Source organism: Pseudomonas sp. m6p (assembly GCF_055760375.1).
In genome coordinates this window covers 3,342,629-3,358,648 of record NZ_CM147084.1, presented here as the reverse complement: position 1 = coordinate 3,358,648, position 16,020 = coordinate 3,342,629, and the positions used below count along the sequence as shown (strand labels likewise).

Here is a 16,020-nt window from a genome sequence, read left to right as displayed (position 1 = left end):
GCCAACACCGCATACAGCGCCGTTCAATGCCTCCGTCGTCCTGCCACTCGATCGGAGCTCGCGCCATGACTGTCAACAACCCCGCTGACTCATCACCGCTGGTGCTCAAGGAACTCGACGTCCCCGGTCGTACCGGCCCCGTGTCGCAAGCGCCGGATGTCTGGGGGCTCAACATCGCAGCGGTGCGGGACAACTTCCCCAAACAGGGCCTGCTGTGCCGTGCCGGGCCGTGGGGGGTCATGAGCCGGGGCGACCATTTGGTGATTTCTTTGGGCGGCCAGACGGTGTTCAACAAAACCGTCGACGAGCATGAGGTCGACACGACGCTGTCGATGTTTGTGCCCGCCGCCCGTTTCAGTAACGGCTCGACCACCCTGTCCTACGTCGTCACCCGACTGGGCGGAGCAGCCGAACCGTCCGAAGTCATGCAGACGCTAGTCAAGCTCACTCGCCCCGGTGGCCATGACACCGATGAAGGCCCGGGCCACCCGAACCTGAAAATGACCATCCCCAGGGAGATTCTCGAGGGCGGCATCGACAAGAACAACGTTGCCGCCGGCGTGAAAATCACCATCGGCCCTTCCGAAGGCGGGCCAGAGCCCTATCCCAACGCAGCGGCCGGCGACTGGATTCAGGTGACGTGGGGGGGAGAGTTTGTACTCTTCGGACCGCTGACTCAGGATGAGGCCGACGGCACAGTACCGCTTGTCCTGCACATCACAGAAGCAACCATCCGCGCCGTCGGTGACTCTGACACTGCCGGCCTCGCGGTGGCCTATGAAGTCTACGATGTTGCCGACAACCGCTCCGAAGACTGGAGTTACGCGCAGCGCATCGTGGTGGCGGTCGACGCTGACCGGCTCGACGCGCCGATCTGCAAGGAAGCGGTGAACAACGTGCTGGACGCCGACCTACTGGGCGGTACCGATGGCACGGCGCAGATTCTTGCCGTGGACAACAATAAATTCATGGTCGGTGACATCCCCATCGTTCGGCTCAAGGGCACACCGGTTGAAGGGGCACCGATCAACATCGAAATCACTGGCCAGCCGCTGGGCAGCGTGCCCAGCATCCCCGAAATCAGAATTCCCAATGCCGCGTTGCGGCAACTGGCCAAGACCCAGATCAGCTTGTCCTTTCGCCTGAAAAAGGCCGACGGCTCCACCGACCTGCTGTCCAGGACCCAGTTCATCAATGTCATTGGCGAGGTCAAACGGTTGCAGGCCCCGGTCGCCCTCGACGCGGCACAGGGCGCCCTCGATCCGGAGCTTGTACAGGCCCGGATCCAAATTCCATTCGACAAGTCCTTTACGGCGAGACAGGCGATCAAACTGTTCTGGCTGGGTACCCGGCCTGACCTGAGCACCTATTTGCCCGACCTGCCGCTGCGCCCGATTACCAATGGCGATATCACGGCCGGCGTGCCGTTGCTGATCAACGTCCCCGGCCCTCATCTGAAACAGATCGAAGGCGGCAAGCTGGAACTGTATTACCAGTTGCTGAGCGACGACGCGGTGTTGGGAACGATGAACCGCGTCAACGCCACCCACGCCATCCGCGAGTCGATTCACGCCGAAATCCTGAACGTCGGCGAACCGAGGAAAGAGCTGCCAGAGCCGAAGGTTGACGGCGTGGTGGACGGTGTATTGCCAGCGGAAACAGCCGGTACCATGTTGATCGTGGAATACCTGAACACCGTCAAGGATGACGAGGTGTTCTGTGTGTGGCTGGGCTCGAAAGCCGGTCGTTATGAAGACTCGGTCAAGCTGTCCTCGTTTACCGCCGGTCAACCGGTGCCGTTCCCCATCAGCGCCAGCCTGATCAAGGACAATGAAGGGGGAACGGTCGAGGCGTCCTATTCCATCAAATGGGCAGATGGGCGAACGACCAGTTATTCCGATGTGAAAGTTTTTTTGGTCGGTAAACCAATCACCTTTCAGATCAATATAGTTGGTAAGCGGTCACAACTTGCTCCTCGCTATCACTCAAATGTGAGTCGATTAGTTGCGTCGTTGTCAGTCGGTGCAGAAACAAGTCTTTCAGACAGAATTATATGGACATACGACAGTACTGCCGATGGCTTCGTGGGTGATTACTTTTTCGATACGAACCCCGAAAAGCCATTAACCGTAATAATTCAGCGTGATAACGAAGTTATTGCTCGAACTGTTCTTCGACCAGTCAATATGGCTGGGATATTCAATCTCGACGGTCGGCACAGTGGCAGTGTGGTGAAGGATGATGGAAGTGTTTTTGGGTGGGGCGACAACGATGAGATGCTTCCACCTTCGGGGTTGTCGGGTGTTCGTTGCGTTATATCGGGTGGGCGTGCATTTGCGGCATTGAAGGTTGACAAAACCGTTCATGCCTGGGGGAGTGCCCCCGACGGGGGAGTAATTACACCCGAGATACAAGCTCAACTGCGAAACGTAAAAACGATTGCGGCTACTGATGGCGCTTTCGTTGCTATGACAGACGACGGTCAACTTGTCGCATGGGGGAATCCGAAGTTTGGTGGAGTGATACCAACTGCTGCCGTTCCTCTACTTTTCCCAGCAGTCAAAGTCTTGGGTAACACGGCAGATTTCACCGTGTTGCTGCGCGACGGTCGTGTGTATAGCTGGGGGAACACCTGGCCTGATGGTCAATGGATAACGCAAGCGAACGGCGCCATTCAATTCTGTGCAAGTGACCAAGCATTTTGTGCGCTGAAAGAAGATCACACTGTATTTGCATGGGGGTCGCCTGATCATGGTGGAGTTATCCCGGAAACCGAGGCGAATGCTCTCGTAGAGGTCGAACATATCACTTCCACCAGCGGTGCTTTTGCTGCGCAGAAGTTTGACGGTTCTGTCATTGCCTGGGGCAATGAGCGATTTGGTGGTAAAGCGCCAACAAACCTGCAGACAGTAAGCCATGTGGTGGGTTCGACAACGGCGTTTTGTGCACTTGGAAGAGGTGGGGAATTGTCCGCCTGGGGAGAACCTGCAGAAGGAGGGACAGTGCCCACGGGTTTGCCGCCCACTCTTTCAGTATCTTCTTCTTACGGTTCTTTCACTGCGGTGCTGAGCACCGGTCTCGCAGTTATGTGGGGAGTGAATACGTCCTCCCCCAGTCTGGCTCCAATTGCCTGTGCCTATGCTACCGGTCCCCAAGTGGTGCTACTGAGTACCGACAGCAAGTTACTTGCAGTGGGGCCTGGCGCTCCTGATCTCTCCGAACTATCCGGGTTGGTGTCGTATACCGAGTAAGCACACCTGCGCTTACGTTCCCTGTAAACGGGAACTCTATAAGGAGTTATCGCGATGAAACGTAATGTGAATGCAATTCCCACGGTAAAACAAGTTTCAATTATGGGTGAGCCCTTGGTAGGTGGAACACTCGGCGGAAGTTACATTTATGAGAACGCTGATGAAAATCCAGAGGGGGAGTCGATATTTCGCTGGTATAGCGGTGGTGTCAGTGGAAGCGTTATCGCAACTTCCATTGATCTGACATTGAAGGCCGAACATGCGGAAAAGGATCTTGTTTTTTCGGTTAAGCCTGTCGCCGCAACCGGGGAGACGGGTGTCGAGTACAATTCTGATCCCATAAAAGTTATTCGGGATGGATTTCAGAATATATCGGACGAAGAAAGTGAAGGCAGCTTCTTGAAACAACGCGGGCAGTTCGCTTTCCATGCAAATGGCCCCAAGGATGGGGTCTTTACTTCGACCGCTGGCGCGTTCGCCCTAAAGAATAGAGTGACGCAGAATGTATCCGTCATGGGTACGCAAAGCTTTGGGGGCGTTATTCCGCCGGAGTTGGCAACATACCTACAAAACAATCCCGCCATAACGATGTTTACTACCGAGAAAAGCTTTGGGGCGCTGGTCCCTGTTGATAAGGATCATAATCAATTGCTCGTATGGGGAACCGATATGCCCGTATCGCTTCCTGACCTTCAAGATATCCAGTCGGTTTACAACAACGGTTCCTCATTGGCATTTATCTACAAGAATCGACAACCCGGAGAGAATACGATTGGTGCGGTGGGACCCGCTGCAAAAGGTGGAGTAGTTCCTGTTGAGATACAGAACAAACTAATGTTTGATCGCCCAATGGCCATATATGCAACGATAGATGCTTTCGCGGTGCGAACAGTGGGCGGGCGCGTTTACACCTGGGGCAACAAGATAAACGGAGGTGAAATTCCAGCCGAGGTACAGACACTACTCAATAGTATGAAAGTTAATCGAATCGTTGCTTCACGTACGGCTTTTTGTGCATTGACAGCCTCCGGAGACATCATCGCATGGGGATTAAACGGCGTCATTTCCGCTGCAACTCTGGAAAAAATCTATGACGATGGTGGGGCACTCAATGTCATTGCCAACGACAGTGCTTTTATTGTTATCACTCAGGGGCGCCGGAAAGCAGTGACGTTTGGATTGGCGGCTTACGGTGGAGTGTTGTCAGAGCAGGCTGCCACTCTTGCTGCTCGTGGCAATCTGGTGCTGTGTGCTGCCACTCCATGGGCCTTCTGTTTTATCAATGAAACCGGGCAAGCCGCTGCCTCGGGATCAGTCGGTTACGGGGGCGGCACAATTCCCGCTCAAAGTGCTGATGGCGAATCGTTCGACTTGCCATTGAATGCCCAGGCATCGCTTGAACAAGATGGAGTCGAATCTGAGATCAAGGCAATGTTCAGTGGCGCCAGGTTTGCTAATGACGCTCAAAGCAGAGTCTCTTCCAATCTTGCATTGGAGGATGGAGAGACGATTGAGTTGTTGCGCAACGATGCAAGCTTCCTGCTGATCAGTCGACATGCCGATGGCCGCACTAAAAACGTGACTTCATGGGGGCTGGCAGCGGTGGGCGGCACGATGCCAAGTGATACCAAGCAAACGCTGATGGCCAGCAGGATTCGCAAGATTTACAACACCAATGGCGCTTTCGCGGCGATCGTAGACCAAGGCACAACCGAAGGCGTTGTCATTGCATGGGGGCGGTCGTCGCAGGACGGTGGACTGATACCGACTGGACTACGTAGTGCATTAAGCAGTGGCGTAGTCGAAATTTATACCATCCAGGCGATGCCTGCCCCCTCGACAGCTACTGTCCCGGCTGCTTTTGCCGCCCGCAAGTCGAACAACAAATTCGTGACGTGGGGAGCTCACGTCAAACAGGAAGAGTTCGAACCCGAAAGAAACAGCTGATATTCCGCAGGAAAGCGGTTGATCAATCTAGAGGATTTCGAGATGAGCACTAAAGCCGAACCTATTGCACGTGACGTCATCATCATCGGGGATCCGGTAATGGGTGGTTACTTGCGTGGCAGCTATCGCTACCAAAATGCTGATGAAAATCCAGAAGGCAGCTCTCGCTACCAGTGGTATCTCAATGGCATGCCAATCGAGGCGCCGGAGGGGGTAGCTATCGACTTGAAAATCAAGAACGCCTACACCGATCGGACCATCATATTTGGCGTTACCCCAGTCTCCGCAACAGGAGAGGTGGGCGAAGAAGTGAGCTCTGCCGCCAAAGAAGTGACCTCCGGATTTCAAGGGATCAGTACAGAAGAAAATGAGAACAGTTTTTTGAAACAGTGGGGTAATTTTTCCTTTTATGGTGCGGAACCCCAGGATCGAGTGTTTGTATCGACGGGAGGCGCGTTTGGCCTGATAGACCCGGACACCCAGGATATTTATTTTGAAGGTCAAACGGGATGGGGCCTGCCGGTACCACCTGACATCGTTAACTTTTTGAAAAACAATCCAGCGGCCCGAATGTTCACGACTGAAAAAGATTTTGCAGCGTTAGTTGATAATGGGGAAAGCAATCAGTTGTTGGTCTGGGGTGCCAACATTCCCGCCAATCACTCAGTCAAATTGACGGATATCAAATCGGTATACAGTAACCGTGTCTGCTTTGCTTTCATTTATAAAAATGCTACAGGTGATGCCAATAGAATCGGTGCTATTGGTTTGAGAAACTCCGGTGATGTTATTCCCGAGCAAATCCAGGGAGCTCTGCGTTTTGATGAACCTGTCGCCATTCATGCTACGGAAAATGCGTTTGCGGTGCGAACCCAAGGCGGAAAGGTTTACGCGTGGGGGAATCAAACTAATGGAGGTTCAATAAGTGCCCAGGCTCAAGTACTCCTCAATGGTATGTTTGTTGATCGAATTATTGCCGCTGCCGCTTCTTTTTGTGCGATCGGCCGCGACGGCAGCATCGCGACGTGGGGAAAAGCTGCTGACGGAGGGGCGATTCCATCGAGTAAGTATGAGGCGATAATTGACGACGGTGGCGTGAGTTCGGTTATAGCGTCTACGACAGCATTTTGTGCGATTACTCACGATAGACATAAGGCCGTCAGTTGGGGGGTGGATGGGGAGGGAGGGTTGATGTCTGCGACGGCATCGTTGATCGCAGCGCGGGGCGGAGTAATGCTGTGCAAGGCATCACGCTGGGCTTTCTGTATGGTTACTGAACGTGGCGAGGCGGAGTCCTGGGGGGCGCAACGCTACGGTGGAGCCTCAATAACCGATTCCACTCGCAGGGAGATCGAAGCGGTGATCAAGGAGATGAATCCCCATCCCGGCTATGCCTGCAGTCATGTGGGTAGCCGTGCAATCACGATTCCAGGCGAGGTCAGAATTTACGCAAATGACCTGAGCTTTTTTCTGGTGAGCCAATATGCTGATGGTCGGACCCAAGCGGTCATACCCTGGGGCATGAATACGCACGGCGGGGCATTTGGTTCCGGGGTGAGGCAGGCATTGATGGCCAGCAAAATCACAGGCGTGTACAGCACAAATGGTGCATACGGTGTGGTTGCCACCCAAGGCGGCGTTTACGGCGCGGTCATTGTCTGGGGGGCGACTCTGGCCATGGAGGACGCGGGCGAGATTCCGCCGATCCCCCCGGAGCTGGCTGGATACCTGAGCAGAGATGTTGTTGAACTTTATTCGATCAAGCGTTACCCGTTTTATCAGGTGCCTCCTCCAACCCCCCCTCACAATGACCCATCGTTTGCAGCACGGCGTAGGGATGGTAGCTATGTGCTTTGGGGGGGGAATGTGAACAATCAGTATTACAAGCCGCAGCCTGGGCGGATATCCGGCATGTTGAAGCCTGAATAGAGTGATGGAATGTTTGCTGCACGTGCCTGGCCAGTGATTCTGATCGGGCACGATGTTGTGCGTTGCCGGACAATCATTCCAGCGGCTTGTGAGGTATCCCCGTCGAATCAACAGTGCACTCCTGCGGTGATGCGGCGCAACTGTCGATGGCGTGGAGCGGGGTGCATGACAACGACCCGGCGGAGCGCTGGCTGCGGTCGCGGATCAGCCAGTTCATGTCGGTGTCGCTGGATATGCCGGCGGTTTAGCGCGGTGTTCAAAGGTATTGTGGTTGCGTGCGATAAGCCACAAGGCCTTTCGGCTTTCGCCGAGCGAACTTTTTGCACGCGATACATCGAAGGTAATTATTCGATCGAGCCTTTTGTCGGAACAGGACAAAACCTGTAATTTCTGACAGTAGCCAACCCCGCTCATCTCGAGTCTAAATGCTCCGTCGCCTCTTTTGTTGGCAGGAGTTTTCGTCATGAGTTTTCAAATATCGGGAAACACTGTCTGCTCACCTTTTCACTTCTTTCTATTGGCAAGGCAATCGAAGGTCTTCGGATGTCTTGCATTCCTGATTCTTACGCTACTGACCGCGAACGCTCAGGGAGTCACGGGGCCGGAAGTTGCACAGTTGCTCAATCGCAGTTTTCAATACAACACTCGAGTGTGTCCGGGGGATAAACCGGCCTTTTTCTGTAGCGGTGTACTGGCGCGTGGAAGCCCGTCAGAGGGAGAGTTCTGGAAGCATGATGCGGTGTCGTCCCAACTGGGGGCGGAAAGCTTTGTTTACTTGCGCTCCGATCTCAGTACACGAACACTCGATGCAACACATGGAGTTTTGTTCAGCGATGGATTCACGGCTATCGGCCAAGGCAAGGACCTGGAACTGCTTTGTGCTTATCCATTCAAGTTACCTCTGCAAGCGGCGCATCCCGAATTTGGTTGCGGATGGAAAGTGCCGACTGCCGCGGCAATGACCGATCCAAGCTCCTGTGCCAGCCTGGGGGTCAATGATTCGGCGAGTTGGATCGAACATTTTCGACAACATGACTGGCAGCCGGCAGCTCAATGTTCATTCAGCAGTCAAGAACCACAAACATTTGAGGCAAGTTTGATAGCTCATCAGGGGATCAATGCCGCGTGGTCAGCCCGTCCCACCCAAGTACAGATTCGCAACTGGGAGGCCAGCGCACCCTTGCAAATGCCGATTCTGGGGCTTTTTTATGACGTGACACATGAAGGAGCATTAGCGGGAGCTCAAAAAGATCAACGTGACTACTTCAAGGCCACCGGCGATTGGTTGCCCATATTACGTTTGGCTCTCGACTTGGCACCCGATAAAGTATTTGGCTTCAATCAACAAGATCAGTTGTATGTCGGTTATCAAGTGGCTGCTCAGCTCAATGCGAGATACATGAATACCAGTAAAACTTGTTCAGGCGGTAAAACGGCATTTCATTGCAATGGTGTATTGATAAGGGGAACCAAAGCCTCCACAAGCTACCATATGTGGAATCCCAGTCCGGGTTCTGTCATCAATAATGGGGTTTCATTTACCTATTTGCGCAAGGACGCAAACTTGAAAAAGCCGGTATATCAACAGGGTTTTATTGTTCGTGAAAGCTTCGCACCGGCGGCAACTCCTCTCAGAGTAATGTGTGCCTATCCCTTTGACGGAGCTACAGCCCGTCCAGTAGAAGACACCTGTCGAGTTCGGGGGCAGATGTGCGACGAACGGGGTGTCACTAGTGTAGAGAGTTGGGCTGCTCTCTATGCCGCACAGCCGCGCACAAGTTGTGCTTTCAATATTGATCCTGAACAGTTTCAACTTAACATCGATGTTCGCCCCAGCGTGCCGAATGGCGATGGATGGAATGAGGTCATGATTCAAACATGGCCTCAGGACATACCCTTACAGATTCCGCTTGAAGCTTTTTACTACAGCCTCAAGGGCCACTACACCAGCAAGGGCTTGTTGCAGGCTCAGTTTGGTCAACACGATTACTTCCAGACGACAGGTCGATTTTTGCCGATAGTAAAAGTCGATATGGAGGCATCAGATACTAACGTGTTCAGTTATAACCCCGATGATCAGATTGCACCTGGAGAGCCAGCAGCGGGAATGGACACTTCCTTTGGGGGCTATTGAAGTGACACATGAATGTTCTATTTACAAGTGTCAGCGATGAAGGCTCGTTTTTCTGTGGATCGCGCAATGGATCATGCTCGGTGCGTTGGCGGCGAACCGGGCGCTGGATAATCTGCAGTTGAAGGCTGAAGCACCACTGTAGCCCGACCGCTCCAAGGCAAAGAGAGCACACCCATCCAATTTCCCCTGGATCAATCGTTGCACCATTACCGGCAATGATTGATCAAGGGTGGGCCCATGAACGCTGTACAACGCAATGATCGGGCGCAAAACCTCGGCCTGCTGTTTCTGCGGGTGACCGGCGGGTTGTTTCTACTGTTCGTCCACGGCTTGCCCAAGCTGCTGGACTTCGCCGCGCAATTGCAACTCATCGAAGACCCGTTCCATCTCGGTGCTCACCTCACGCTGATCCTGGCGATCTTCGCCGAAGTCCTCTGTCCGCTGCTGATCGTCGCCGGGTTACTGGTGAGACTGGCGTGCTTGCCTATTCTGTTTGTGCTGCTGGTAGCGCTGCTGTTCGTGCATCCGCAATGGAGTGTGGCCGAAGGGCAGTTCGGCTGGTTGCTGTTGATCCTCTTCACCACTGTGCTGATCGCCGGGCCCGGACGGCTGGCGCTCAATGCTCGTTTGCCCGGAGTGCTTCGCTATGCCTGATACCCCGTCCCTGAGAAAACCGGGAACCGAAGAAACCGTGACGCTGATCGTCAAGCACCGGGTCAAGGCCGGCTTCGAACAGCCCTACGAAGCCTGGCTGCGCAATATCGTCAGCGTGGCGGGGCGTGAAGAAGGGCACCTGGGTGTGGACGTAATGCGCAGTAAACAGGGTGGCCTCGCGCTGTTCACCTGCGTGCTGCGTTATTGCTCGACCGAGGCGATGCAGCGCTGGCTCGACTCCCCACAGCGTCAGGCGCTGATCGAAGAAGCCGCGCCGATGCTCGCCGACGGCGACCAGACCGAGGTCAATGCGGCCAACGAATTCTGGTTCACGCCACTGGTCGACGCTGCCACGCCACCTCCACGCTGGAAGCAGGCCGTCGTGACGCTGTTCGTGATCCTGCCGCACACCTTGCTGGTGCCGCTGATCTGGGGACCGCTGCTGCAACTCAATGCATTCCTGTCCAACTATGTGGTCGCCACGTTCCTGATCACCCTGACCATCGTGCTGTCGGTGGTGTACGTCTGCATGCCGGCCGCCACTCGCTTGTTCGCGCCGTGGCTGGCGGCCACTCAGCCCCATGAGCACCTGGAATCCAACGCCCATCCGCCGCGCTGAAGGGGCGGATACGGACTTCGTTTCACTTATCTCGAAGGAACTGCGATGAACGCCGATCTGATTCTGTTCAATGGCCAATTTCATACGGTAGACCGCGAAAAACCCCTCGCCAGTGCTGTGGCGATCAAGGACGGACGCTTTGTCGTCGTCGGCAACGACACCCAGGCCATGGCCCTGCGTGGTTCGGCCACGCAAGTGATCGACCTGCATGGGCGCTGCGTGATCCCCGGCCTCAACGACTCGCACTTGCACCTGATCCGTGGCGGCCTCAACTACAACCTCGAACTGCGCTGGGAAGGCGTGCCGTCGCTGGCTGATGCACTGCGCATGCTCAAGGAGCAGGCGGACCGCACGCCGACCCCGCAATGGGTGCGCGTGGTCGGTGGCTGGAACGAATTCCAGTTCGCCGAAAAGCGCATGCCGACCCTCGAAGAACTCAACCAGGCCGCGCCGGATACGCCGGTGTTCGTTCTGCACCTGTACGACCGCGCCTTGCTCAACCGTGCCGCACTGCGGGTTGCCGGTTACACCCGCGACACGCCGAACCCGCCGGGCGGCGAGATCGTGCGCGATGCCAACGGCAATCCGACCGGCATGCTGGTGGCAAAACCCAATGCGATGATTCTGTACTCGACGCTGGCCAAGGGGCCGAAGCTGCCGCTGGACTATCAGGTCAACTCGACCCGGCAGTTCATGCGCGAACTCAATCGCCTCGGCCTGACCAGCGCGATCGATGCCGGCGGTGGTTTCCAGAACTACCCCGACGACTATCAGGTGATCGAGCAACTGGCCAAAGATGATCAGTTGACCGTGCGTATCGCCTACAACCTGTTCACCCAGAAACCGAAAGAAGAGCTGACCGATTTCCAGAACTGGACCGGCAGCGTCAAGTTGCATCAGGGCGATGACTTCCTGCGCCACAACGGCGCTGGCGAGATGCTGGTGTTCTCAGCGGCGGATTTCGAAGACTTTCTGGAGCCGCGCCCGGACCTGCCACAGAGCATGGAACAGGAGCTGGAGCCGGTGGTGCGCCACTTGGTCGAGCAGCGCTGGCCATTCCGCTTGCACGCCACCTACAACGAATCGATCAGCCGCATGCTCGACGTGTTCGAGAAGGTCAATCGCGACATTCCGTTCAACGGTCTGCCGTGGTTCTTCGACCATGCCGAAACCATCACCCCGCAGAACATTGAGCGGGTGAGGGCGCTGGGCGGCGGCATCGCGATTCAGGATCGCATGGCGTTCCAGGGCGAATACTTCGTTGACCGTTACGGCGCGAAAGCCGCCGAAGCCACGCCGCCGATCAAACGCATGCTCGCCGAAGGCTTACCGGTCGGCGCCGGCACCGATGCCACGCGGGTTTCCAGCTACAACCCGTGGACCTCGCTGTACTGGATGGTCAGCGGCCGCACCGTCGGCGGTCTGGCCTTGTACGAAGAAGGGTTGCCGCGCACCACTGCGTTGGAATTGTTCACCCACGGCAGCGCCTGGTTCTCGTCCGAGCAGGGCAAGAAGGGCCAGATCAAGGTCGGGCAACTGGCGGATCTGGCGGCACTGAGCGCGGACTTCTTCCACGTCGAGGAAGAAGCGATCAAGTGGATCGAGTCGGTGCTGACCGTGGTCGGCGGCAAGATCGTTTACGCCGCCGGCGATTTCGAAGACCTCGGCCCACGCTCGATCCCCGTGCTGCCGGATTGGTCGCCGGTGGTCAAGGTGCCGGGCCACTGGCGCCCGAATTCGCCTTTGCAGGCGCAGGTGCATCAGTGCGTCGGTGCCTGCGCGGTGCACGCGCACAGCCATGAAAAAGCCCGACTGTCGAATGCACCGGTCAGTGACTTCGCCGGTTTCTGGGGCGCGTTCGGCTGTTCCTGTTTCGCGTTCTGATCACTACAAAAAAGCGCCGGCCATCCGGTCGGCGCCTCATGCAACAACCATCCACCGAGGAGTTTCCCATGAGCGTTCCCTACAAGCGTCTGAACAAAGATGATGCGGTCGTGCTGCTGGTCGACCACCAGACCGGTCTGATTTCGCTGGTACAGGATTTCTCGCCAAACGAATTCAAAAACAACGTGCTGGCACTGGGCGACATCGCCAAGTTCTTCAAGCTGCCAACCATCCTCACCACCAGTTTCGACGCCGGCCCGAACGGCCCGATCGTGCCTGAGCTGCGCGAGCAGTTCCCGGATGCGCCGTTCATTCAACGTCCTGGCCAGATCAACGCCTGGGACAACGAAGACTTCGTCAAGGCAATCAAAGCCACCGGCCGCAAGCAACTGATCATCGCCGGTGTGGTGACCGACGTCTGCGTGGCGTTCCCGACCCTGTCGGCCATCGCCGAAGGTTTTGAAGTGTTTGTGGTCACCGACTCGTCCGGCACTTTCAACACCACCGTGCAACAAGCGGCGTGGGCGCGGATGTCGGCTGCCGGTGCACATCTGCTGAACTGGTTCTCGGTGGCGTGCGAGCTGCAAGGTGACTGGCGCAACGACATGGAAGGCCTGGCGCATCTGCTGTCCGAACGCCTGCCGAACTACCGCAACCTGATCAACAGCTACACCAAGTTCACTGCCAAGTAAGAAGATCAAAAGATCGCAGCCTGCGGCAGCTCCTACAGAGGAACGCGTTCCAATGTAGGAGCTGCCGCAGGCTGCGATCTTTTGCTTTTAACGTTTCTGCAGCCATCCCAAAAAACCACCTTTGCGCACCGCCACCGGTTTGGCCATCAACGCCAGACGGCTGTTCTGCTGTCGCACGGCCTGCAATTTGTTCAACGCCTGGCCGACTTCGCTGCGCTGCTCCATGCACTGACGGGTCAGGGCTTTGTCGAGGCGGTAGATGATGCTCGACGTCAGTGCGGTGAACGTCGCTTGCGACGGCGTATCGGCGAGGATGCTCTGTTCGCCCATGACCTCGCTTGGCCCCATGCGTCCGGCCTCGGTCTGGCCGTCGCCGTCGGGCACGGTGGCACTGACCACGCCGGTGGCGATGACAAACAGACTGTCGGGCACTTCATCCAGACCCAGCACCACCTGACCGGCCGCGTATTGTTGTGCGACCATCGATTCGGCGAGGCGATCACGTTCCTCATGGCTCAACGAGCGGAAAACTTTCACTTCATCGAGCAACGCCCGGGCGCGGGTCGAGGGCTCGATCACGCCATCGGGATGGCGGGAAATACCTGCAGCTTCGAGATGCCGGTGGGCGAGGTCGAACAGTTGATTGCGCACTTCGCCTTTCTTGCCCAGTTCACTGATGAAACCGCTGGCGACATACTCGGACATCTCCTCACCGGCCTCTTTCAACACGGCTTTGGGCGGCGGATTGAGCAGCAGACTGCTGCTGCCTTGCAGGGTGCGGTCGAGGGCGTCGAGCACCCGCCGCGGGCGAATGTGATTCGGCACCTTGATGCTGATCGAGACCCCGTGCAGGTTGGTCGGGCGACTGAGATTGACGATTTTCGCCTTGGCCGCCACCGAGTTCGGTACGACCGCCAGGGTGCCGCTGCTGGTCAACAAATGCGTGGCGCGCCAGTCGATGTCGATGACCTTGCCCTCGACACCGTCGATCACCACGAAATCGTCGACCTGATACGGCTTGGTGGTGTTGAGCACGATCCCCGAGAACACGTCGCTCAAGGTGCTTTGCAACGCCAGACCGACGACGATCGCCACCACCCCGGACGTCGCCAGCAAGCCTTTGACCGGCAGCTCCAGCACATACCCGGCGGCCGCGACGATCGCCGCCAGAAACACCAGCGCGCCAATCACGTCCTGCAACAGCCGACCGCTGTGGCCGATGCGTCGCATCAGAATCAGGCCGATCACTTCGGTCAGCACCCGCGCGGCGTACAGCCACCAGAGAATGCCCAGCGCCGTCGCCCCGAGCTGCGTCACCGGGTCATCGGCAAACAGTGGAGCCTGCAACGGGCTGACGCCGGCATTGATGGCCAGCGCGCTGAATGCCAGAAACAGCACCAGCCGCACACCGACCCGCGGCGCGCGGTGCTTGAACGGGGCGAGGTGCCAGAGCAGGGCGTCGAGCAGCAACAGCGCGGCGCTCCAGGACAGCAGGTGGGTGAGGAGGATGGACATGGCGATCTCCGGAACTGCATGAACGTCGGTGTTGAAGAGGCTTTAGTTGTGAGGGGATTCATCCCCGATGGACTGCGCAGCAGTCCCCTGCCTTTCTGGTTGGCAGTGGGGTCGCTTCGCAACCCATCGGGGATGAATCCCCTCACCACAAGGGTTCTTGCAATCAAAAAACTCGCCACACCGTTGGGTGTGGCGAGGGAGGGGGCCTCAGTTCAGATGCGTCTTCAGCTCAGCTGCGGCCTGGCGCACGGCCGCTTTCACTTCGGGAATCTGGCTCAGTGGGTTGAGCAAACCAAAGTCATGAATCATCCCGTTGTAGCGCACCGAGGTCACCGGCACGCCGGCCGCATCCAGATGCCGTGCGTAGCCTTCGCCTTCGTCACGCAATACGTCGAACTCGGCGGTCTGTACCAGCGCGGCGGGCAGGCCCTTGAGCTGTTCGGCGCTGGCGTTGAGCGGCGAGGCGTGGATCTGTGCGCGTTCGGCCGGGTTGGTGGTGTAGTTGTCCCAGAACCACTGCATCATGCCCTTGGTCAGGAAGTGGCCCTCGGCAAATTGCTGGTACGAGCCGTTATCGAACCCGGCGTTGGTCACCGGCCACATCAGCAACTGGAAGCGCAGGGCCGGGGTTTTCTGTTCCTTGGCCATCAACGCCACGACCGCCGCCATGTTGCCGCCGACGCTGTTACCGGCCACCGCCAGACGCTTGCCGTCGACCCCGATCTGCTTGCCGTTTTCCGCGACCCATTTTGTCGCCGCATAGGCCTGGTTGATCGCTGTCGGGTACTGAGCTTCCGGCGACGGCGTGTAATCGACGTACACCGCGACCGCTCCAGAGCCGACCACCAGATCGCGAATCAGGCGTTGGTGAGTCGGGTAATCGCCCAACACCCAACCACCACCGTGGAAGAACATGAACACCGGCAATTCGCCTTTGACCTTGGCCGGCCGCACCACTTTCAGGTTGATGGTCTGGCCATCGACCTTGATCGCCTTGTCGCTGACTTCAACCCCGGAGAGGTCAACCTTCACCGACGCCTGGGCACCGGTCAGCACCGCACGGGCATCCTTCGGGCTCAACTGTTCCAATGGTTTGCCACCGCCGGCGGCGAGGGCTTCGAGAAAGGCCTGGGTGTTGTGTTCGACACCCGGGCTGCCGGCGGCGAATGCGTTGCCGATGGAGAGGGCGAGGAGGGAGGCGGTCAGGGTTTTTTTGATGTTCATGCTCAATTCCATTTTTTGATTGGTCGTGTTCTCTGTAGGAGCTGCCGAAGGCTGCGATCTTTTGATCTTTAAAAGATCGCAGCCTTCGGCAGCTCTTACAGGTTTGGGGTTGGTTTCAACACCGTGAACACAGATTAATGAGCTGTCGAAATGTGAAAAAGCGGCTATAAA

Annotated in this window: 10 protein-coding genes and 1 pseudogene; 9 read left to right on the top strand and 2 right to left on the bottom strand. The window is 56.9% G+C overall.

Annotated features, from left to right (window positions below; genetic code table 11):
* Nucleotides 1-65 precede the first annotated feature (65 nt).
* The 9 genes and pseudogenes from ACYZUM_RS15150 to ycaC all read left to right on the top strand — a co-directional run bounded on the left by ACYZUM_RS15150 (nt 66) and on the right by ycaC (nt 13,110).
* Complete coding sequence (locus tag ACYZUM_RS15150; protein ID WP_108183155.1) at nt 66-3,251, top strand: RCC1 domain-containing protein; 3,186 nt, start codon at nt 66-68, stop codon at nt 3,249-3,251.
* A gap of 54 nt (nt 3,252-3,305) precedes the next feature.
* Entirely contained in the window at nt 3,306-5,198 is a 1,893-nt protein-coding gene (locus tag ACYZUM_RS15145) for an RCC1 domain-containing protein (protein ID WP_108183154.1), read from the top strand.
* An 18-nt stretch (nt 5,199-5,216) separates the two neighbouring features.
* A complete protein-coding gene (locus ACYZUM_RS15140) occupies nt 5,217-7,127 on the top strand; it encodes an RCC1 domain-containing protein (RefSeq protein ID WP_108183153.1) in 1,911 nt (636 codons plus the stop codon).
* Nucleotides 7,128-7,255: 128 nt separating this feature from the next.
* Nucleotides 7,256-7,375: pseudogene (locus ACYZUM_RS15135) on the top strand (LysR family transcriptional regulator); the annotation flags it as partial.
* Nucleotides 7,376-7,590: 215 nt separating this feature from the next.
* On the top strand, nt 7,591-9,261 hold the full coding sequence (locus ACYZUM_RS15130; RefSeq protein ID WP_108183152.1) for a hypothetical protein: 1,671 nt from the start codon (nt 7,591-7,593) through the stop codon (nt 9,259-9,261).
* Between the two features lie 237 nt (nt 9,262-9,498).
* Entirely contained in the window at nt 9,499-9,915 is a 417-nt protein-coding gene (locus ACYZUM_RS15125; RefSeq protein ID WP_108183151.1) for a DoxX family protein, read from the top strand.
* Nucleotides 9,908-10,534, top strand: coding sequence for an antibiotic biosynthesis monooxygenase (locus ACYZUM_RS15120; protein WP_108183150.1), 627 nt, complete (start codon nt 9,908-9,910; stop codon nt 10,532-10,534). Before ACYZUM_RS15125 ends, ACYZUM_RS15120 begins: the two co-directional genes overlap by 8 nt.
* A gap of 45 nt (nt 10,535-10,579) precedes the next feature.
* Nucleotides 10,580-12,418: an amidohydrolase gene (locus ACYZUM_RS15115; protein ID WP_108183149.1), complete on the top strand. Its 1,839-nt coding sequence runs from the start codon at nt 10,580-10,582 to the stop codon at nt 12,416-12,418.
* Nucleotides 12,419-12,486: 68 nt separating this feature from the next.
* A complete protein-coding gene (gene ycaC / locus ACYZUM_RS15110; protein ID WP_108183148.1) occupies nt 12,487-13,110 on the top strand; it encodes an isochorismate family cysteine hydrolase YcaC in 624 nt (207 codons plus the stop codon).
* 87 nt (nt 13,111-13,197) lie between these two features.
* On the opposite strand, the gene ACYZUM_RS15105 is transcribed toward ycaC, so the two are convergent.
* Nucleotides 13,198-14,625, bottom strand: coding sequence for a mechanosensitive ion channel family protein (locus ACYZUM_RS15105; RefSeq protein WP_108183147.1), 1,428 nt, complete (start codon nt 14,623-14,625; stop codon nt 13,198-13,200).
* 207 nt (nt 14,626-14,832) lie between these two features.
* Nucleotides 14,833-15,849, bottom strand: a complete 1,017-nt coding sequence (locus ACYZUM_RS15100; protein ID WP_108183146.1) for an alpha/beta hydrolase — start codon at nt 15,847-15,849, stop codon at nt 14,833-14,835.
* Nucleotides 15,850-16,020: the final 171 nt, after the last annotated feature.